The following is a 22,228-nucleotide window of genomic DNA, read 5'->3' as shown; positions in this document are numbered from 1 at the left end:
TTCACCTCAATTATGTTTTAGATGAATATTAAAATAAATTGGTTCGAATACTAGGAAATTTGTATCCTTCACAACCTTTACCCAAAAATCACGCGTACTTTGTGCGGCTACTGAATCAATCTGTATTTCATTTAAATAACTTGTCCCATCTAACGAAATAAGCGCCCAGGTGTAACCAACTTTCTCCATGTACTGTTGAATGGATAGTTTTATATTTGTAGCAGCACCGATGTTATCATTTACGATTGTCATTTTTACAGTACGCTCATTATTCACCATGTAACCTAAGTTCGTTGGATCCGTTGTATTTAATTCTGCGCTATTCATTTTGATTTGCAGGGATGAACCCATGCAATACATATCCCCACCGTAAAAGGTAGCTTGTTTCTTTGCTATCAATTCGTTTTCCTCGTCATATATTTCTATGATTCCCTCAAACTCTAAAGAAGGAAGTAGAATATCAATGCCGGTATGAGCTGCAGCTACGATGTTAGTAGACAGGATATTATCTGCAGTATCTTTTAATACAACCTTATAATTTTCATATAGTTGGCGCAGACGTAACATGTTGCTTGTTGTCATAATAATTTTATTGATGTCTAGCGGTACAAATCCCTCTGCAGTTCCTCTTTTTAAAACAACACCAATTCTTTTTGCTGCCAATGAATCGTTATCCGCATAATCAAAAAATGTATCTGTCTTTGTATAAAAGTCCCATTGATCTTCCTTGCATATTGCCATCCACTTTTTATTGCTTTGTGAACCATTAGCAGAATAGGATTCAAGAAACTCGACTTTATTCTTTTCATTTTGATAGATTAGTAAGCCGCCTTCATCTCCTTCTTTTGTAGGAGCATAATCCGCAATAACCTGGATTGCAAAGTTACTTTGTGGTTTATCGATTAAAAGCATAACGTCTTTATCTGTAGAATGATTCATACGTAAGAATCCTTTTTTAACAGCATTGTTAAATGAATTTGATGGTGACATAAGCCATTTTGGATTTACGGAATCAAAATCATCTACAAATATTTTTCCGCTTTCTTTTTCGTATAGCGATACTTGTTTTTTTTGAGCATTAAAGGGAATTAACTCTCCGGCCAGAATATCGATTGCATCAAAATTTATATTAAGGCCGGATAAACTCACTGTATGAACGCCCTCAGTTAAATCCGATTTCTCGTATAGTAATGCCTGATAATGTACAGTAGTATTTTTATAATTGATATTTTCAGTTGGTAGATTATCAATTGAAATTTGACCTATATCAAATGAAGGGGAGAATAAGCCTATAATCCGCAAAGCTTTACCATAAAACTGAAATTGTAAAGTCGCTAAATCTTTATTACCTGGACAATAGTGTATAGAACCACCGTAGTAGTCAGGTCTGTTAGTCGTGCTCCATGCTCCGGAATATCGGAAATTACTATCCGTATCATCAAATCGTTTCCATCCAAGTTCAGGTTTTTTGAGAACATCACCCACTTTGATAGGAGCGACAAGCCCTCCTGGTTCTCCAAAATCCAGAGCATCCAGAGTAGTAATTCCAGTTCCATATAAAACAACATTATGAGTTGTATATATTAAATCATTCTTCTCGTATAGGAGAACGGCATCATCCCCGGATCTAATTGGAGTATACGAACCGCACTCTTTACCATCTATTTCAACATTTACAGTCCCCTTCCAAGAACTATAGGTGCAGCCTATTATACGAATCTTACTACCTACAAATGAAAAGCGTACTTTTGATTCACCAACACCAAAATGATATGTTCTATTGTAAGATGTAGACAAGCCATTTGCAGTCCAATTCCCCTCATATGTGATTAACTTATCGTTATCATCATAACGATTCCAACCCGTTTCTGGTTTTAGAAGCACTTGTCCTATATAAGCCATACCATCACCTTCTCTTTATCTTGTTTTTTTCCAATTTGAATTTGTCCACCAAGATTGACGACTATGCCGCAGCCATAACTTAGGATCATCATTTTCTTTTTCGATAACTATTAATTCATCTGGCTTTTCTGTATCTAGTGCTCTCTCCATTTTGAATAGCTCATTATCTTCTAGAACTGATTCCCTTTCTGGTGTACGCTCAAACCATTCATATTTCTCTGTAACACTTTCTAATTCATGTTCCCTATAAAATGTATCTGCTTCATTAGTTACAGCTTCTATGCTAGTTTGTCGCTCTACTAATTCATGTTCACTAACGATTGCATATCGTTCAGATTCCCTTGCTGCATGTACAGTTTCAATTACATTTGTATCTGTTGTTATAACTTCTTTATCAGCAGGTGTTATATCAGAGATAATTCCGCCCTCAAATTCACGAATACCGTTAAAAGCTTCTTGCTCTGTAATAAGGGCTTGTTGTGAATCTTGTTTGTAAGAAATGTCTAAAGTTATATGTTCAGCATCTAAGAAAACTGGAACGGTGTCCGAAGCTACTTCTTCAATTACTGCAGTTGTATGTTCTTTCATTGCTTTTTCAGATTCAATTGTTTGATTTAGCTGCATTTGCATCACATTTAGTGATTTAGATGAATCATTAAGTAAGGCAATACGTGTTTCTAGTTCTTTTTGAACACGGCCAAACAAATCGAATTCTGGAAGATATACAGGAATACCAAGGCCCTCAAATAAATCAAACTCTTCTATGTTAGCTTGAAATGCTTTTTCGATTTTATTGGCAACTTCATCAGTATTTACATCAGTAATAAGTACGTGTTCTTTTAATCCGAATGAAGAAATTTCATCAACATGTGTAAGTACTGCAGTATCTTCTTTATCAGCTTGTTCCAGTTCAAATACAGTTACTTGTAGCTCATTTTTCACTTCTGCAAATGTAACGTCTGGCGATACACCTTGTAATTCTTTGAAGATACGATGAGAATAATCTGCATCAGTAATGCCGGCATTTATTTCATGTAACCTTTCTGCTTCTTCTGTGACAATTGTCTGTATCTCGAATATGTTTTGCGATTTATTCGCATCGTCAGTTTCGGAAATATCTTTAACAGATAATATCCGTGAAGTATTTTCAATTTCTTGTCCTACCTCTATAGCCGCAGCAAATACATTTTCTTTATTTGCGAATTCTTGTTGATCAGCATAAACAGAATCAAGTGTTTCTACGATACGTTCAAATGTGTGTGTTGTATCTACATTCGCATACTGTTCTTTTGTTCTTGTAAATGATGCGGATTCATTTCTTTCAGAATCAAACATATTTATTTTCTTGCTTACGTCGTTACTTGCGATAACATCTGCAGCAAGTTCCTTTGCTCGAATAGAGTGATTCAGGTTAATTTGAGCTACATCTATGTCACGAATTAAATACGCACTTTCAATATCTTCATAAGGAAGCAGGTCCACATTTTCAATTTCTTCTACACGATTCAATTCATATTGTTTAGCGATAGACGTTTCAATGTCTCTTTGCATACGAGCAAATAAATCATAATCCGGAAGATAAACCGGTATACCCATACCATTGAACAAATCAAATTCTTCTATGATTCCTTTGACTTCTCGCTCTTTTGTACCAAATTCGAATTGTGCCAGAGCATGAAGAAGTATTTCTTTTTGCTGTATATCACCAGTTTCATTTTCGGCAATGGATACAGGTAATATATTTGGCACTGCAGTAGATAAAGTAACCTCTGCATGTGTAGCTTTTAGCTCCCTGGTAACAATCTCGCTCGTTTCATTATGCATTGATACAGCTTCATAATCCGTTGTAACTCTATCAGCCATAAGCTCATTATAAAAACCCTCACCATATACAATACGCGCAACATTTACCCATTCCGGTAATACTTCTACACCTGCAGCGAATTCACGTAACTTACCTTGTAGTAAATCCTGCTGTATGATCGGTGCAGCTTCATATTCATTCGTTATAAGATCTGTTTCATCAGAAGCGTGTACCATTGCCTCTATCTCGTTTGGTTTTTCGCTCTCTACCCCTTCGATATGGTTTATATCGAAAATTCGTCTATGTTGTTGCGATGCTTCTGCGGAAATTAGTTGAACAGAAATACTGTCCATTCGTTGTGAATGCTGCATTTCAATGTTGGCCACATTTATATTTCGATTTAAATCAGAATCAGTTGCATTTAAAATGTAGGCTTCTACCTCTATTTGTCGCAATGCATTCTCTACAGCATCTGTTAAAATCCCTTTTGCTCTTACTTTTGTGGCGGTTACTCCTGCGTTATCTTCTTTAACAGCTTTATATCTCGCATAAGGAGCAATGCAAATTGGATAATCAACATCATTTTTGTTTTCTGTATTTGCTGGTGTAATAGAAAAAGAATAAACTTTTTCATTCTGATCTGGTCCAGAACCAACTACAACAACATGACTTTTTTCTTTGGTACATATAGAAGGGGAAGCAATAGAATAAACTTTTTCACTCATTCTTCTGCTACCCCCTTATGCTTAAATATCTTCTTTGTAGATTGCTAAACCAATTGGATTAAATGGTGTTGCTTTCGCTTGTGTCATAGGACAAACCGGCGTTGTTGGTAATGTGTAACGATATAATTGAGCCATTTCATAAGCACCTGTGATTTCAGAACCAATAACCGGTGCTTCGTTAAATGTAACGGTCTTATCTTCTGCATTGTATACATAATCCGTTTTTTCTACTTCTTTACATGAAATGAATAATCGTAACGTTTCGCCTTTTGGCTTATGTTCTAGATGAAATACCTTATGGTGTCCGTCACCTTGTCCAAGTACTTCATCTACAACTGTTTTTTCAATTTCTAGCTCATCAGCTTGTTGGATGTTCTTCGGATGTACTGCATATACATCATCCAACTTTCCAACATAGCCATCATTTGGATGCACAATATAAATTTGAGATAAATGATATTTACCACTATAAACCGATGGATTAAAGCGTCCTTGTCCACTATCTACTGACATATCATGGGTAATGAAAGCTAAATAATGATGCTGGTACATGGCTCCTGTACTTGATTGTGATAATTGAACCGTTTCGTTTCCGTTTGATGTATCAGAACCATAATCAAGTGGCGCATTACCAATTTTCTTATTTGGTGAATATACAAATTGGTCGCCTGGTCTGCAGCCGCTTAAAATAATCATGTTTTTTCTTGGTGCAACATCGAATGTATATAATTTACCGATATACAACGGAACAAATAATGCACGAACTGGATTTGGTGTTGGATCTACACGCATAAACATAATTAATCGGTCCTTGTTTGCGTTCCCGTACAGATAAACAACAGAATCACGATTTAACTCTTTAGAGAAACGTTGCTCCGGTGTAAAACTAATGGATGTATAAGGCGATGGATTCACAAAATTAATCGTAGAATATACTTCACCCATAATACTTTCCATCTTTTGTACATCGAAACTTGTTTTTGCTGTTAATGTATCCAGTGTTCCGTCTTCTTTTGGTAATAAGAAATAAATACCGCCAATCTTAATTGTTGTATCTGCTGCAGGTGCGGTTTTAAATACAATTTCCGTTTCAGTGAACGAATACTCGCTAGGATCAACAATTGTATTATCCTTGTAAACTACGGTCCTACTTTCGTCAAAGTTAGGGAATGGCAATTCGAAGTTCTTTTTCGTTCCATTTCCTTTTCCTAATTCCCCTAATTTATCACCGGAAAGGATCTCTTTTTCAATAAAGTATCGATTGAAAGTAAATAGCAGCATGTCATTGTTTGGCTCATATGTGTTGGTAGCTAATCTGTATTCGCATGTTACTTTATCGCCTTTTGCAATAGCAGTAGTAAATGTTACTTTTCCTGTAGTTGCATCCACCTTATATTTACTCTTTTCTTGCTCAAACCCATTTACATATACAATGACTGAAGGGCCAAGAACAGGAGAAACAGGGATAGAGAAGTCTTTCTTCACTCCATCGCCCATTCCTAATTTACCTAGTGGAGAATCTGCAGAAATAAACCGGCTATCAGTGAAATCAGAATCAGCAGTGTCATATGCATTTGCTATACCGAATCTTCTACGTTCTCCATCGCTTCCTAACGATTCAAACAACCTTACATCAATAAATTTTGAAATTCCGCTCTTAATTTGGAAAAATAGCGTTCGTTTCCAACCGTTATCAGCAAATAATTTTTCTAATTCTTGCGGTAATGTTTGTAAATATACGACTTTATCAAACCACATATATGTACACTCCTTTATACTGTTTTCTCAAAAATACCTAATCCAGCAGGACGATACGCCGTAGCAGGTCTTTTTGTAATTGGTGAAATAGCATCTACATTAAAGAATTTGTAAATGTCGTGTGAATCCGGACAAGTATTCTTTCTAACTTTTAATCTATCGCCATTTAATAGACCTAACGGAGACAATAGGATCATATAAGGTAAATATCCACGTACACCTTCATCTGGATGCACAATATAAGCACGAGAAGTATGTACTTTATTGCTATAAACAGACGGGTTAAATTGATATTTATATTCGTCATTATCTTGCGATTGCCATGCTAGTGAATATTGGCCGCCATCTTTGCCGACGCGATCTGGTGGCATTGCATTAGGTGCTACATTCCAAGCAATAAAATGGGCCTGGTATCTTGCTCCTAATCTTGAACGTTTAATAATTACGTTATCAATACCATTACCAGGGGAACGTGGATAAGACTTCATGACAGGCATGTAGTTTTCTACATTCCTATATGGTTTCGTATCGTTAAAATCGAATTTGTGTGATGCTGCTTCGTTTCCAGTATCAAAGGCTGTTCCTGCCCATAAAGCGTCACCTAATGTATCATCATTTGCATAGCTTTCTAATTGGCCCATGTAAAGTGGCGTAACTGGAACCACATTATTTTCAAAAGCTGGTGTGTTATCTGCTTGTATTAACAACACAACGCGACTTTCATCAACTTGGCCATTAATTCGAACCAATGAATCCGGCCACCAATTTGTTTGAGCATCGATACCTTGTAAATTCGTATTTCGTAATGTTACTTTCACCCAAGGGGACATCATGACTTGTGTCTCTGCTTCGTCATAGGAGTAAACTTTATATGTACCGACACCATTTGGATTTGTCTTTAGAGTAATTCCTATCTTAGTTAATTCCACATCTAATAATATTTTTTCAAATTTATTAAATTCATAAGGGAGAACAAGAACGCCATCATCTGCAACGCTGGGTTCTTTTTCAATCATATAAACATAAAAACAAGAACGATCCCTGCCGCTTTCTAAACGTTTTTTACCATCTTCGGCAAAAGCTTTCTTACCTTCTTCATTTGTGAAGTTGTATTTAATCTCTGACTTTTTAAGTGACCATTTTGAAATTTGAGCAATTCCATAAATAGAACCGCTATTGTTCTTCACTAGCATGTGCTTACTCATGCCGAACTCAAACTTTGAATCATCTTCGGATTTTACGTCTAAATCCGGATAAACGGCTCTAAAAAACGATTTTACTTTCTTCCATCCGTTAGCGATTACCAATTTAACCATTTCGTCTTGGAATTCACCTTCTGTATACATTTTTTCAACGTATGCCATCTATTTCACGCTCCTAATCTCTTAATAGTTGGTAATTAAGCCATATAGCCTTTTTCTCTGCAGATGCATTGTGATATTCAAACTTTAGTTCTGCATTAGCAGGTATAGGTTTTACAATGGAGAAATTAAACCCCTCCGGCACATCTTTTACATAAACCTCTTTAAATACTTGTTGGCCATTAATAAATAAATTCCAGTAGTCCGAATCACTGTAATGTGAAGCGGCAACAGAAAAAGCAATCATTTCTGTTTCGAATGGTAATGAAAACTTATCTACATGAATTTCATCATGTATATCAACTCTTCGCCCTTGTATGAATGGCTCTGTTTTTGTTGGGAAGTAAGGTGCGTCGAATCTTCCACCAGCCATATAGGTAACAGCAAAACTCATCAATACGACCCCTTATCTTAAAAAGTGCAATTCAAACCAAACTGTTTTATCAAGAATTCCTTGGTTATGGAATTGAAATACAATTGTGTCTCCTGCTTTAACTGCTTTATAAACCATAAAGTGCATCCCTTCCGGAAGCCGCTTTGTATAAATATCTTGGCAAACGGTTTGCCCGTTTACGATTAAATCCCATTTATCATCTAATTCGTAAATGGAAGAACTAACACTAATTGCATAAATCTCCATATCTGCAGGTAATGTATATTTCACTTCATCCGTTTTAAATGATGTGGAATCCATAATGAAACCAGGTATAAATGGTTCTGTTTTAGTCGGATGAAAAGGTGGATCTAATCGGCCACCGGCTAAATAGGTTGTTTCAAACAAGAGCAATCACCCTTTTTCGTGTATTAAAAAATTCCCGTGCATCATTACGACACATCGGGAATTGGTAAATCAGATAGTATACCGTTACCTTTATTAAGAAGTCTCGGCTGCACACGCTCTAATTGCTTTTGTGCATTATATATTAATTGTATCTCCATCTCTTTTCCGGTTACTTTATGGGAGACAAGGACTTTTTCTAACATGCCATGTGCATTAAAAGCTAAATCGTAGTGTAAATATTTATCTCCATCGACTGCAGATAAACGAGCACCATCACGAATGAGGGTGTAACCTTCTGTCATACCTTCTTTAAATACATCGTTTGGGTCATTACCAGGCAGTGGTTTACCACCGGTATATATTTGCCTGTCAATTAATCCTTTCATCAAATACATGATAGGATCATATAAGTTTTTTTGCATTATCATAGAATCACCCCTAGTTCACGCGCGTAACAGACCATGTTTTGGCTGGACGCTGGATATAATAGTGATTTGCATCTTGATTTACCCGAGGAAATGATAAATCTGGTAAAGAACCATAATCAAATAAGATATTATTCTGCGTATCCAGTACTTGCAAACGTCCTGTAAGAATCCCTTTTGGGTTTCGTACTGCTTCAAATACAATAATATTCACGCCGTATTCAAGCGGAATATCTACATACGTTGGATTGTTCCGGATGAAATAATTTTCTTCGATTAATTTATCATTACAGTAAATATTTAATAAATCGCCATCCTCTAAATCCCAATCCCAAAGTTTTAAACGTAATGTATCTACATTTACGGTAATACCGGTTATATCTGTATAGGGAGCAGGTTCATACCCATAGTTAACAGTTAAATCTAAAGTTTGATAGAATCCATCATCTGCAGAAATCATTGTATTAATCCCTTTAACAAAGTAATTCCACTGTTGGCCAGAATCTCTATTGTAAACAGAAATAACATCAAATAATTGAATCCTTGGATCACCAACTACTGCTACTGTTAATGTTCTGAACTTCTGAATTGCTTTTAAATGATAAGCTGCAGCAACCGCTCTTCTTGCAAAGAATGTTGTTGCCCAGGGCACTTCTATCATTTCCTCTCGCAAATCACCCTGCGATACATTTTTTAATAGAAACGAATTAAGAAATCCGTTTGCGTAATCTCCACATTTAACAACAATACTATTACTTATATCCTGGTCAGTTAGCTGCATATCTAAAGAGATAAGGTTTTCCCCTTCTCTAAAACTAAACTTTGCAGGTTCATTAATTGCATAGTCTGGCATTTTCATAAATGTACAACTTCCGTCTGGTTCGTGTTTAATATAGTGGAATGTTGTATCTATAATATCGCGAACAATTTCATCCCATTTTTGAAATCTCTTACCGGTTGCTCCTTCAACAATCCAACTCTGATTGGTTCCAGGAATATTTACTCTGTTACCGTGTAGAACAACTCCGGCTTTTTGGAAGAAGAACTTCACAACATCATAAACATTACCGGTAGGTGCAACAATTTCATCTGATCCAGGTGTTGGGATTACTGATTTATGTAAAACCTTCTTATAGGATGTAGTGCAGGTTACTGAAATCGTGCCACTTTCTGCATTTACCTTCACATCAGATACAAAACCATGTATATATGGTAAAGCCTCTTCACCGTAGCCAATAGACACCTTAAATTCAGTCTGCGGATATAGCTGGTTTGTATTTGTTACCTCACTGTTATAAAACCATTCTGAAATAGAAGAGAACTTACCATACCAGTTATCAGGAGCCATTTGGCCGTATTCATTTGCAAAGGTAATAGTAAATGTACTAGCAAACTGATCTGCGTTCTCCTGTACTTCTAGGCCCATTACACGATGTTGTATTTGGACGTAAGAAGAAGAGTCCCTTCTTTTCATATAAACAATTAAATTAGGGGAGTTATTCCCCACTTGGAAATAGCTCCCCAACATTCTAATTAAAGAAATAGAACCTTCTCTCACATTCCATCAACTCCTATTCCTGCTTGTGACATAGATATTAATTTACATTTTGCTATGACTAGCGTTCCTTTTCGTATTGCATCTACTTCATCCGGTGGTATTATACCCCCGTAGGTACCATAATCACCAGTAATAATATGAGGGCGGTATATTTCCCTCATGAAATCACGCCAATAACTGATATCGTTGAATAGTAAAGTGAATTCTACTTCACATCCTTTGCTACCTGCACTTTGAGAACGCGGGTATCCATGCATGACATTATGTAATTTTAAGCCATCTAGTGATTTTGGTAATTTTGTTTGTTCAATCTTTTCGATATTAGGTACATGCCCAAATGCATAGTAATGTACGTCGCGTATATATGCTATATCAGAGGAACCATAACCGATTGTTGTAAATTCAATTGTTTGTGGTCCTGCACCTACAAAAATTTCTCTCGCTTCCCAATCATAAGGACCTCGTGCTCTGAATCTTTCAATCCCATTAACTCGAACAACAAAGTATTTATTTGGTAGCATTCCATCAGAACCAATAGGAACCTGGGACAAAAACGAAAAGTTATATGTCCCTGGCCATGAGAAATTAATTGTATATCGTATTGTGTTTTTTACTTCTGCTGCATCCCCTAAGAGATGGTATGAACCACCTCTTCTATGCAATGTTTTTAATATACTCATACATTTCGCACCGCCATTCCCATTAGATCATCAGCAACTACGTTTTGTAGCAGCTTTCTCATTTTTACAAAGTCGTCTGCAGATTGTAGTTTTTCAACAGAGACTTTAAATGTAGCATTTTGAATTGTTACGCCATTATCCGTTTTCTTTTCGACGTGGGTTTGTCCAGCAAATGGATGTGCAGTTTTCCCGATTAGATCTGCAGAACGTGCGCCCATTTGTCCGATTTGAGTAGATACATCGGTTACTAGTTTCATTGGTTTAGGTGGAACAACAGCTTTATTTAGTAGTTCAGAAGCTCTGTCTACTGCAGGAATCATTTTTTCCATCCCTATACCTAGACCTTCTGTAATAAATCCACCAAATTCCATCATTAGGCGTGAAGGACTTCGAATACCAAAGAACTTTTTAACTGCTTTTGGAATTCCACTTACTACACCTTTCGCTTTATCAGCTACCCATCCGGCCATTCCAGCCATCCCTTCACCAATACCAGCGATAATATCTTTTCCCCAGTTAACTGCATCTTTTGCTACATTTTTTACTATAGAACCAACTTTACTAAATACATCTTTTACAGTATCTACAACTCCTGTAAATGCACCCGTGATTGCTTTCTTTATAGACTTAAAGTTACTAACAATAAATTCTTTTATACCGCCAACAACATCGGTTATTGTGTTATATAATTTGTTGAAATTAGTAATAACAAACCCAACAAATTCACGAACTGCATTAATGATTGTAAACTTTATAAAATTCCAAGCTGATTGAATCACATTTTTAATGGTGTTCATAACGCTAGAAATTGTACCTTTAATAGATTCCCAAGAAGATTTCACAAAATCTTTTAAGAATTTTAATACTGTAGTAAAGGTTGATTTAATTGAGTCCCAGGCTTTTTTTACAATTTCCTTAATCGTGTTAAAAACACTGGATATTGTATTTTTCATTTTTTCGAATTCGGTTTTTACGTACTGCTTTATTATCGCTAAAGCCATAGAGAAAATTCTCTTAATAGCATTCCATCCAGTAGAGAAAATTTTCTTCCAGGTATTAACTGCCTTTTGGACACTATTCTTAATGAATTTCCATGTGCCATCTACAATTTTTTTCAAACCACTTAATGCTAGGTTAAAAACAAATTTAATGGCATTCCATCCAAATTCGAAAATGTTTTTCCAAATCTTAATGTTGTATTCAATTCTTTGTTTTATATATTTCCAAGCTTCTTCTAAGACTTTACCCAAAAATGATGAAGCAGATTTGAAAAGTTTTTTTGTACCATTCCAAAATCCAGAGAAGAACTTACCTAAACCATTCCATGCCTTTTTTGCACCTTTTACGGTTGCGTCCCAAGCTTTGGAACAGACATCGCCAATCCATTTAACTGCTTTCTTGGTGTATTTTACAATGTCATCCCAGTTTTTATAAATTAGATATACTAATCCTACAATTGCTAGTATGGCAATCGTCCAGGGATTCATCAGTAAGGTCATCATGGATCTGCCCAACAGCGCTAGAGCTTTCCCGATTCCACCAAACATACCAATAAGTTTAGGGCCGACTTTAAGAATACCTGTAAATAGTAATGGTACTTTAGTAAGTATTGGTACTAGGAATCTTAATGAGCCAACAAATGCACCAACCCCACTTGTCATAAAGCCCATCATGGCGACTAATGGACCTAATACAGCGACCATACCTAAAATTGCTACAATACCAATTTGAATTGGCTTAGGCATAGAACTAAATGCCTTTGCAACAACTTCTACTGTTTTAATAATTGGAGGAAGTGCTACTTCTGCAATATCTAAAATAGCTTGTCCTAATGGTTCTAAAGATGCCATTGTAGTACGCATTAACTTTTGCCAACGAACACCAAAAGCTTCTTGCTGCGTCTTCTGCATTTTACCCATTGTGCCCTCGACATCGCCTAACGCACCATTTGCATTATTAAGTCCCAAGACAGCTTGAGCGCCCATGTCTTCCCATTTTATACCGAATACAGCAACACCAAGTTGGTTTGCTTTTACTTTATCGTCCATCTTACCTAAATCACCTAAGACGGCATTAAACACATCCGCAGAAGTCCCTTTACCTTTGTTGAAGTTATCCCAGACCTTTTGTGTTTGAGGTGACATTTCAGCAAAGGCATCAGATACACCTTTAGAACCATCCTGTACCCGAATTCCGAACTCTTTTACAAGGTCGTTAATGTAATCGAGATTATAACTACCATCACGAGTACCGTTTGCCATAATGGTAAACATCTCGTTAGCAGAGAAGCCGGCTTGTTTATACAGTGGAGCATATTCGGCCACATTATCAAACATTTCATTTGAATAGTTCAAACCTTCTTGTCCACCAGCAGCAAATAAATCGAATGCTTCCTTTGAAGAAATACCAAACTGATTCATTAACTGCCCTGCACCACGAGTTACTTCATTGATATCAGAATCAAATGTTTTACCCAATGTCATAGCGCTTTTTGTAGCTTCTTCTAATTCTTCGTGAGGGACTTCTTTCATATTCTGATACACTTTTATAAGAGACTGATCTACTTCTTCAATACTCTGGCCAAATCCATCTTTCCAAGTTTCTTTTGCGACTTTACCAAGGTTTTCTGCACCTTTTTCCGTAAGACCTAAAGAAGATTGGATGTTTCTTTGAGAAGTATCGAAGTCAGAGGCCACTTTTACAGCTGCAGCACCGATACCAGCTAAAGGTAAAGAAACGCCCGTTGTCATGTTTGTACCAACATCTTTCATTTTGTTACCTACATGACTAATGGATTCCCCTGCCTTTTGGAATTTATCATGCATTCCATTTGCAGTTTTTTGTACACGATCTTCGAATTGTTGTAAATCTTTATAAGCGCCTTCTGCTTTAATACCAATCGTTCCGAACAGTTGGAACATTTCAGCTAACATTTACGCACCCCCTTTCACGGGGCCGATAACCATTTTATTCTGCATCTTCATCGTCTTCTTGGAAGTGGGCCATGATCTGCTCAACATGCGCTTCACATTCTTCTTTCGTCCATACTTCACCCATTTCATAAGACGATTCTTTATCGCCCTGGTTGTCAGTGAGCCCAAAGGCTTGAAGATAATCATTGAAAGTAGTACCTTCTTCAAGCTGACGAGTTTGAAAGCCAATGAACGCCATCTTCTTCCACTCATTTAGTTCTTCTTGCTGCTCTTCTCGTGCAATTAGAGAAAACAGGTCCATTAAACGCGAATACGGTATTGATAAGACATAATCATCTGTCCATCCATACCGTTTTTGTATCTTGTCGAAAGCACGTAACATATTTTGTTCTGCTTCTTCTAAATATTCATCTGAGTCTTCATTTACGCTAGGATTGGCGCTGCTGCTGATTGGCTCCATTTCTCGCTCTGAACTTTCACGAGTCCCTTGACCTGGTTGAAAAAAGTCATTAAGTCTTCACTTTCCAGTAATCCTTGAATAACAGAAACCATTGCTTCCGGAGGGAACTGTCTAAATTCTTCTGCTTTTACTTTTAATAAACTAGCAAAGAACTCTGTAAAATCATCCTCACAAGCAGGGATCATCGTTAGAACACGGAAAGCAAATTCTAATCCTTTTTGTTGCTGCTTCTCTTTAAGTGCAACTAATTGTGCTTGTTTTTCTTCTTCTGGAAGAGATTCTGCTGCTTTAGTAAGTTCATCCATTGCTTGCTTATCCTTACCGAAATCAGCGAAGTTAACTATTGCGCTGCGTCCAACCTTCGAAATAATCTTAGCGAATCGCCAAACGTCCGTTACATTTAATCGTCGCATCGTTACTTTTTCACCTAAGATTGTAATTTCTGTACCGGTATTCATCATTTTTTCTAATATAGAAGTCATTTTGTTCTCTCCTTTTAGCATTCAGCTTGTTTTATGCAATAGAAAACCGACTACCATTTATTCGGTAGCCGGTGCTTTAAGTGCTGTTGCTTTCTTTTTCTTTGGTAGATAAATTGAGTATGGTGGTGTAGTTGGTGCAGACTCACTATAATGACCGATAAATTTACACTTTAAACCAACCGTTCCTTTACCGTCTTTTAGATCTACTTCAATAGATGAAACTACCATTGCATTACGAATTACAAAAATGACTGGTAGCTCACTACCCGAAATCATACCAATGAGTGCAATATCATGATAGTTTGAATCTGGAATATCATTTGAAGGTTTCATAATATCGTAATCTTCTTCAGTTGTACTATCTACCGTCATACCAGGTAAAGCTAACTGCAGGTTTTCTTTTGTGAACTCTACTAATGTAAGTTCTACATGCGGTTCATCTTTTAATAACCACTTACCACGCACCATTTTACCTAGCACACCATCAATATCTGCATCATAATACTCACGATCAAAACCCACTTTAGTTCCGCCTGTAGTCGCTCCTACAAGCTCACCTAATTCTTTTACACTTTTAAATCCTTTGTACATGACACCAGGACCGATAACAAAATTATCTGTAGTCCCTTCACGGACACCATTAATTAATTTCCAGCTCATTTGTCCTACCCCCTAATACAAGTCCGTTCGCATGGTTCGGACAAGAAATTTCGCATTTATATGAATGATAGATGGGTCTTCATCCGGTACCGGCAGTTTCCCTGCACGATGTATAGAAAGTATCCCATCATCTTTTAAACCAACTTCTCTATCTAGTAACTTCTCAATACGTGTAGCAATTAACTTTGCCTTATCATAATCCCCATTATCACAATACACATCGAAATTTAGAATCATACGATCTATAATTTCAACATCATCCGGATTATCTGCTTCAATTCTCATAACTACATAAGGCATTTCCATATCATCTTGTGCAGTTTGGAATGAAAGAGCAGGGCCTTTGCCCTCGCCTTCACCATATTCTGATAGATTAGCTTTTATTATTTCATCGTTCTCTACAAGTATTCTAATAGCTGCAATAGCGTTAGACATCTATTACCCTCCCATCATTCTTTTAAGTTCTCTACGTTCTTTTTCAAACGCTTTTAATAGGAATGGACGGGCTTCCATATGACTTGTACCAGTTTCAAGCCATATTGCTTTTTTCAAATCGCTTCCTACTGCGCCTAACACTTCCGATTGTGATCGTTTGACATTATACTTAATCGAATTTAATAAATCCCCGGTACGAACAGCAGGTGCTTCACCTGGTTTAGAAGCGGTATATTTACGACTTGTATGAGGTATTTTGTATTGCTTACCGCTACGGCTACCTGTGAGATTCTTCTTAACTTGATTTTGCAAATGAATAGATGCTGCTGTGACCTTTTCAACACACATAGCGTTAATATGTGTCTTTACTTGCTCCATATTGCTTGAGTACTCAATTTCCACTGAATTTGCCATATATAATCATACCTTTTCGCAATAAATCTCAATGTGATGATTCATAAATGCAGGATTACGCGGTTCGCCTTTTACTTCAAACATATAATCAACGCCTAATTCTTCACTTTTGAAATGGATACGATCATTAGGTTTAATTTTGTAAGAAGCAGGTGCAAATATCTTAAAGGTTGTATCGAAATTTTGTTTATCACGCTTGAACCTCTCATTATCAGCAGCAGAATTAGTTGTTACACGGCAAATCATCTTCTCGTAAACGTCCTCTGGTACTTCTGCATAGTTACCAGCGGATTGCTTCTTTTTCTTTTTTCGTTTTACAACTACCTCATGAATATATAAATCATCCATTCCACCATCATCGAAATACATTTCGTTCATGTGGCCATCACCGGCTTAACTCTTGCTCTAAAACCTTTTAAACCATTGAGTATCTTATTGTTTGTAGCTGGTTCATCTAACGTTTCTGGGCTAATCTGGTACGAATAATCACCAATACTCTCCGATGTCTTCATACCTTTTCGTTGTAAGTTAGCACGAACTACTGCAGAAACAACCAAATCAATATTACATTTCTTCATAAGTACCTGCAGATCATCATAATCTCGTATCTTATATTCAAATTCATATAACTGATTTTCGGATAAACCATAAACAATACGCCCATTTACAGTAATAGAATCGGTCATATCTTGTTTAGAACTAACATGAGTTACTTTTGCTATAGATTCAGCAGGAAAAGAAAGCCAAGCTAGTTTACTTGTTTGGATGATTTCTTTCATCGGCTTCTCCGGTTTTACTCGTAAATACTTTCTAGCAATAACCGCATAGTAATCTATTAGTTCTTGAATAACTGTATCAGGCATCTTCTGTACATTTACGCGGTCTTTAATGTCCTGCAAGGTAATATCCATTATGTTTCTTTCTCCTTCTTATCGACTTCTTTTAAAAGTTCAAAATTTCCAGTACTTACAAGGTAATCAGCTTTATCATTTGCTATTGTTTCTTCTTGGCCATTCTTAAACTTTTGTCCATAAGCGGTATAAGTACCACCTAATCGCAGCGTAACTACTTTCATAATTAACACCCCTTTCACGAATGTAAACTAATTATTAAAAGTTTACTTTTTAACACGTTTTTGATATCCAACATATAGTACTATGAGCATTCACAATATAGCCTAGGTCATTGCTGTGTTTTTTCTCATTGAAAATACGAATGTAAACTAATCAATGAAAGTTTACATTCGTATTGTTGGTTTTATTGGTTCTGTCTCGTTTTCCGTTAAAAACAAGAAAACATTAAAAAAGTATACATTCAAAACCCTAATAACAAAGGGTTTATTCCCATAAAAAATACACCTGGATATTAAGCTCCAAACGTATCCGGAATATTTGTTAGGATTGCTACTGCATCCATTTCCTGAATTACAGCATCGTCATCAAAGTGAATTACATAGAATCGTTTATCTTCCATTACTGCAGTTTTACCTTCTGTAGTTTTACGAACACGAGTGTCGTATGTATTAACTGCAATAAAGTTTTTAGGGTCTGCAAGAATAATAACATCGTCTTCTAAAGATGGAACCGTAACAATTCCGTATCCCATTGGTTTATTAACTTGATCTCCTGCTCCAAGTAACGCGGCATCACCAGCACCAGTAGGACGATTTGTTAAATACTCAATCCATTTCTCTCTACGGCTTGGAGACATAATCCAACGTAGGTTGCTGTTTTTATATTTATTTGGCATTGCACCGGATAAAGCAAAGATAGAGCCTTTTCCAAATCCATTTGCCGCAGCAGCTTCGCCTGTACCAGTTACCAATTTAGCATGATCGACAATATGAGACTCTTTCGATTTCTTGATTTTTTTCAACCATCCATCATTAATAGATAACATTCCGTCGGAAGATTCTGTATCACCATTCCAATGTAAATCCTCTAAATCGATACCTAATTGTGTAGACATAAGGGCCATTACAGTATCCTCATAACCTTCACCCTCAATATTTTCACGCAGTAATTCTTCTGTAATCTCCCAAGGTAAGCGAATAGCCTTTGTATTGTACTCAATTTTAGAAGTTTGAACACCTGCGCGGTAATTATCATCACTGTTTTCTGTTTTCTTACGTAAGATACGTCCACCAATTGCAATTTTATCTAATTCACCTTGTTTTGCTTTACGCATTTCTTTACGATGTAATTGTGAGAATGGTGTTGTATCGAATGCCATTCGGAAGAACTCTTTACTTTGTTCTGGATTTAATAATCCTGCATTCATTCCACTTGTTGTCATTGCTGCCTTTTCAATACGATCTAAACGTTTTAATAATTGTGCGTTAGTCATTGTCATAATGATAAAACCTCCCCTTACAGGTTCAATCCTGCCCATTTAGATTTTTTAATTTGTTGTTGTCCTGGTGTAACTTCTTCATCTGGATCTAAACCTTTACGGATAGAAGCAGCATTTTCGATATTTTCAAGTCGCTTTGTGATTGGTTCTAGTGCTTTTTGAATAACTGCTGCAGCTTTTTCTTCCTCTGTTTGCTCTTCTGGTGTCGGTTCTGCTTCCTCACCATTCACTTGTTTTTGAATCTTATCTAACTTAGTAGCTAGTGGCTCTACTGCTTGTTTAACAATCTCTGCAATATCTTCTGCTTTCATTTCCTCTTCCTCCTGTGGTGAAGCAGCTTCTTTTATTTCACTAATTAAAGCTAATGCTTCATCTAATTTTGCATGATTCTTTTGGGATAAAACTTTCCCGGCTTTTTTAATACTTTCTAATACAATGCTTTCTGCTTGTACACTATCTTCTGATTTCGCAATGGTGTAACCACCTTTAATAGAAGAAAGTATGTCCTTCATATCATCCAGAGCAGCTGCCATACGGTCGATATCGGGATTACTTTCCCAAATTCCCCAATAGAACACATCTTCAAACAAATTAAATACAGCTCGCAAATCACGCTTTTGTTTTTCATCAATAAAACGGTCTTTTACTTCGCCTTTTGTGACTTTGTGACTTTCACCTTTAACGAAATCTAACATCTTTCGAATAAGGCCTTTATCTTCATGAGTAAAATCATCAGTCTTGGCGATTTCTACACGTTCACCAAATCCACCCATAGAAAAACCAGTGACTTCACCTTTTTTAATTTCTTCCCAGGTGTCTGCATCATCAACGCGAACAGTCATAAGCCATGTTCCTGCTTGTACTTCTTGTTCGCCTACTGTCATATCACTTTTAGCAATCCAGTTTTCAACAACTGTTCCTTTACCAGCGATTTCGTCATGTTGCTTGTCGATGTGCTGGTAATTTTCCATAAAGGTATAAGCGGCCTTTTCTATTTCTTCTGCAGTCATTGTATCCCCATGTGAATCTTCTACATCCGGTTCATACACAACTCCTGTAACAAGCTGCTTCTCTTCCTCTGTTTTAAGGATTGGAACTTGCTTTGATATATTTGGTTGTTTAGCAGATTCACTTTTCATAATGGCAAATTGACGACCGTTTGCGCCCTTTGTAACTAATGAAACATAACTAATATTGGCGTTTTTTAGTTCGTATCCCATCGTTTTACCTCCTTCCCTATAAATATTGGGGTTCCACTGTCAAAACGCATAGCAGCCAATTTAAAGCCATATACGTTTTGACGATGAAACCCCAATTAAATAGGTGTATTTTATTACTCTTCTGAAATCATAGTGCATCGGCAATGCGGATGAGCTGGTGGGCACATCTTTCCATTACTAAATAGACCATCAATATCTACCGTTTCCCCATGTAAACCACCACATTCTTTACAAACACGCTCATCGTTTCCTGTAAGCCATGTTTTCTTGTTTCTATTTGCGCCCTTATAAGCAATTAAATTGCCGTAATTCATTGCATATGTAGTTTCTGTACGTGCAATCATCATCGCTCTGTAGTTGCTCGCTTCTGACATTACATCTGCAATGGAAACACTTAATGCATCGACACCCATTCCCTGACTAAGATTCTTTAGCATTGTTTCTCTTAATCTATCTTTAGTGGTTTCATGGATTCCCTTTGCTAATTCAAAAGCGTAAGTAGCTACCCATTTTGCAGCAACGTCACCAATTGGATCTAATACCATCCAGGTTAAACCGTTAGAAGCTATAGTACTCTGTACAAACTCTGTTACATCATCCTGTAGTGTGTCCGTGACTCCATCGACAAACATTTGTCGTTCCTCATCCCAATCAACACTATCCAGAAATTCATCAACTTCTGCTTCTGCAATTACAAGATCAATCTCTTCATCTGCTTTATTAATACGAATTACGGGAAGCAGGTTTAAGAGCCGTTTTCCCTGCTCTGAAAAAAATCAGTGACCTTCTTTTGCATAGCTTTCTCTATTTCTTCATGCTTTTCCCTAAATGCATTAATAGCAATTATGTTCTCTTGCTCATTATCTGCAGCTTTTGCAATTGGTTCAGGGAGGGTAGTTTCAGTTTTATCATTAATGAATTTATCTCCCCCTGGTACAGGTTCATAACCTACTACTTTTCGTGACTCATTCAGCATTAATATTCCACCATCATAACTGTCTTTCGCATACTTCAAATCTGCTTCACGATCATCCGTATCAATTTCATTTAATTTGAAATACCAATCTAAGCCACCTAGTATTTCAGCAAATACACGGAACAATTGATTATTTAATCGATGTTCTAATATTTCTTGTCCAGGTTCAATAATAGAACGCTTGTACATCTCGTTCATTTCTTTAGCAGTTGTTTGTCCTAATGAACCTGTCATAGCCCAACCAATACGATAAGGTGGTACACGATGGGCCACACATATCTCCATTGCGCTATCCTGCTTATATAAACGGAAACTACCTTCTTTTACGTCTGGACTGACTTTTTCTAACTTAGCTGTTGCTCCTGGTGGAACAGGAACTACGGCCAACTTATGATGTTCACCCTTAGTTTCTGCAGAGAAAAATGCTTTTAGTTCGTTTTCTGTTCCCTCATCTATTTCATCGACACCCTCAAGGAATAGTAGAGCGTCTGGAATAGTCTTGCCTGTAAAAAAGTTAATATTGTAATCTCTTACCGCTTGAGAGCCGACTATTGAGCCAATAGAACTAACATAATTAGGTATTCCATAATAAGAAGAACGAGAACCGAATTTACGAATAACAATTACTTCTCCGGCTTTTTCTGTTCCGCTTTCTGCAATATCTTCTTCATTTAAAGGTCTACCATCAGCAAGACGGAAATCATCAGGATAACCGAACTTTTTAAACCATCGTTCTTTGTTATTTACAATTTGAGCAAAGCGTACTTTATCTTTATGAGCACGAACCGTATGAGCTGGAATGTGGTATAGTTCCGACGGTTCATCTTTGTTATTACGAACAACTTCAATAATGCCCCATCCGACTGTTTCATAATCGTCCCATACGGCCCTTATGATTTCAGAGCTTGTCATTTCCGGATTACAATTCCTCATAAAGTCTTTTAACCTTTTATATTGCTCCTGGTTCGCTGCTTCTTTTACTTCTTCAAAAGGAGCAAAGTCAAAACCAACACCAGCAATATCATCAACTTTAGCGCTAATGCAAGCAGAATGAATAGGGTTACTTTCTTTTATATCAAGCAGCACTTTCATATCATAAGGAGGTTTAATCAATCCCTTATCACCATATATTTGTGCAAATGGGTCAACCGCCATTTGCTTACTGTTATCTTCCCTATTCTTTGGATCATCTGCTGCTTTATTAATACCAAATACTTTTACATTCTTTATGGTTTTCTTGTCACTCATATCGTTTGTGTGTCCTCCTTTCTTCTATTAATGGAGAGCAAAAGAAATAGCCGA

Annotated in this window: 22 protein-coding genes; all 22 read right to left on the bottom strand. The window is 36.7% G+C overall.

Features of this window, described 5'->3' with window-relative positions:
• Positions 1–6: 6 nt before the first annotated feature.
• On the bottom strand, positions 7–1,902 hold the full coding sequence (locus MKY21_RS10800; RefSeq protein WP_341076221.1) for a hypothetical protein: 1,896 nt from the start codon (positions 1,900–1,902) through the stop codon (positions 7–9).
• Positions 1,903–1,917: 15 nt separating this feature from the next.
• On the bottom strand, positions 1,918–4,431 hold the full coding sequence (locus tag MKY21_RS10795) for a hypothetical protein (RefSeq protein ID WP_341076219.1): 2,514 nt from the start codon (positions 4,429–4,431) through the stop codon (positions 1,918–1,920).
• A 21-nt stretch (positions 4,432–4,452) separates the two neighbouring features.
• Complete coding sequence (locus MKY21_RS10790; RefSeq protein WP_341076216.1) at positions 4,453–6,189, bottom strand: hypothetical protein; 1,737 nt, start codon at positions 6,187–6,189, stop codon at positions 4,453–4,455.
• Positions 6,190–6,203: 14 nt separating this feature from the next.
• The gene (locus tag MKY21_RS10785; RefSeq protein WP_098659984.1) at positions 6,204–7,553 is read right to left on the bottom strand and encodes a hypothetical protein; all 1,350 of its coding nucleotides are present in this window, start codon (positions 7,551–7,553) and stop codon (positions 6,204–6,206) included.
• Between the two features lie 13 nt (positions 7,554–7,566).
• Positions 7,567–7,944, bottom strand: a complete 378-nt coding sequence (locus MKY21_RS10780; protein WP_341076212.1) for a Low copy number virion structural protein — start codon at positions 7,942–7,944, stop codon at positions 7,567–7,569.
• Positions 7,945–7,956: 12 nt separating this feature from the next.
• Positions 7,957–8,331 (bottom strand): Low copy number virion structural protein, encoded by a 375-nt coding sequence (locus tag MKY21_RS10775; RefSeq protein WP_087969597.1) that lies wholly within the window; start codon positions 8,329–8,331, stop codon positions 7,957–7,959.
• A 44-nt stretch (positions 8,332–8,375) separates the two neighbouring features.
• Entirely contained in the window at positions 8,376–8,759 is a 384-nt protein-coding gene (locus MKY21_RS10770) for a hypothetical protein (protein WP_341076207.1), read from the bottom strand.
• A 10-nt stretch (positions 8,760–8,769) separates the two neighbouring features.
• Positions 8,770–10,314, bottom strand: a complete 1,545-nt coding sequence (locus MKY21_RS10765) for a hypothetical protein (RefSeq protein WP_341076205.1) — start codon at positions 10,312–10,314, stop codon at positions 8,770–8,772.
• Positions 10,311–10,994: a hypothetical protein gene (locus MKY21_RS10760; protein ID WP_086392355.1), complete on the bottom strand. Its 684-nt coding sequence runs from the start codon at positions 10,992–10,994 to the stop codon at positions 10,311–10,313. The genes MKY21_RS10765 and MKY21_RS10760 overlap by 4 nt, the downstream gene beginning before the upstream one ends.
• Entirely contained in the window at positions 10,991–13,927 is a 2,937-nt protein-coding gene (locus MKY21_RS10755) for a phage tail tape measure protein (RefSeq protein ID WP_341076203.1), read from the bottom strand. Before MKY21_RS10755 ends, MKY21_RS10760 begins: the two co-directional genes overlap by 4 nt.
• Before the next feature lie 34 nt (positions 13,928–13,961).
• Positions 13,962–14,387 carry a hypothetical protein gene (locus MKY21_RS10750; RefSeq protein ID WP_086392353.1) on the bottom strand — a complete coding sequence of 142 codons (426 nt, stop codon included), beginning with the start codon at positions 14,385–14,387 and terminating at the stop codon, positions 13,962–13,964.
• Entirely contained in the window at positions 14,351–14,869 is a 519-nt protein-coding gene (locus MKY21_RS10745) for a hypothetical protein (protein ID WP_000200742.1), read from the bottom strand. Before MKY21_RS10745 ends, MKY21_RS10750 begins: the two co-directional genes overlap by 37 nt.
• 57 nt (positions 14,870–14,926) lie before the next feature.
• A complete protein-coding gene (locus MKY21_RS10740; protein ID WP_086392352.1) occupies positions 14,927–15,529 on the bottom strand; it encodes a hypothetical protein in 603 nt (200 codons plus the stop codon).
• 12 nt (positions 15,530–15,541) lie between these two features.
• Positions 15,542–15,964, bottom strand: a complete 423-nt coding sequence (locus MKY21_RS10735) for a hypothetical protein (protein WP_341076200.1) — start codon at positions 15,962–15,964, stop codon at positions 15,542–15,544.
• 3 nt (positions 15,965–15,967) lie between these two features.
• Positions 15,968–16,378, bottom strand: a complete 411-nt coding sequence (locus tag MKY21_RS10730) for an HK97-gp10 family putative phage morphogenesis protein (protein ID WP_000024034.1) — start codon at positions 16,376–16,378, stop codon at positions 15,968–15,970.
• 6 nt (positions 16,379–16,384) lie between these two features.
• Positions 16,385–16,756, bottom strand: coding sequence for a hypothetical protein (locus MKY21_RS10725; protein WP_341076198.1), 372 nt, complete (start codon positions 16,754–16,756; stop codon positions 16,385–16,387).
• Positions 16,753–17,289: a hypothetical protein gene (locus MKY21_RS10720; RefSeq protein WP_341076197.1), complete on the bottom strand. Its 537-nt coding sequence runs from the start codon at positions 17,287–17,289 to the stop codon at positions 16,753–16,755. Before MKY21_RS10720 ends, MKY21_RS10725 begins: the two co-directional genes overlap by 4 nt.
• The gene (locus tag MKY21_RS10715; RefSeq protein ID WP_341076194.1) at positions 17,289–17,453 is read right to left on the bottom strand and encodes a YqbF domain-containing protein; all 165 of its coding nucleotides are present in this window, start codon (positions 17,451–17,453) and stop codon (positions 17,289–17,291) included. The genes MKY21_RS10720 and MKY21_RS10715 overlap by 1 nt, the downstream gene beginning before the upstream one ends.
• A gap of 290 nt (positions 17,454–17,743) precedes the next feature.
• The gene (locus MKY21_RS10710) at positions 17,744–18,730 is read right to left on the bottom strand and encodes a phage major capsid family protein (RefSeq protein ID WP_044795829.1); all 987 of its coding nucleotides are present in this window, start codon (positions 18,728–18,730) and stop codon (positions 17,744–17,746) included.
• A 17-nt stretch (positions 18,731–18,747) separates the two neighbouring features.
• A complete protein-coding gene (locus MKY21_RS10705; protein WP_341076192.1) occupies positions 18,748–19,950 on the bottom strand; it encodes an XkdF-like putative serine protease domain-containing protein in 1,203 nt (400 codons plus the stop codon).
• 113 nt (positions 19,951–20,063) lie between these two features.
• Positions 20,064–20,582, bottom strand: a complete 519-nt coding sequence (locus MKY21_RS10700; protein ID WP_086392347.1) for a phage head morphogenesis protein — start codon at positions 20,580–20,582, stop codon at positions 20,064–20,066.
• Between the two features lie 113 nt (positions 20,583–20,695).
• Positions 20,696–22,174 carry a phage portal protein gene (locus tag MKY21_RS10695; protein ID WP_061663819.1) on the bottom strand — a complete coding sequence of 493 codons (1,479 nt, stop codon included), beginning with the start codon at positions 22,172–22,174 and terminating at the stop codon, positions 20,696–20,698.
• Positions 22,175–22,228: the final 54 nt, after the last annotated feature.

The organism is Bacillus sp. FSL R9-9497 (assembly GCF_038005805.1).
Classification (GTDB): Bacteria; Bacillota; Bacilli; order Bacillales; family Bacillaceae_G; genus Bacillus_A; species Bacillus_A cereus.
The sequence above is the reverse complement of the archived record's forward strand: the minus strand, read 5'-3'. Positions and strand labels throughout refer to the sequence as shown.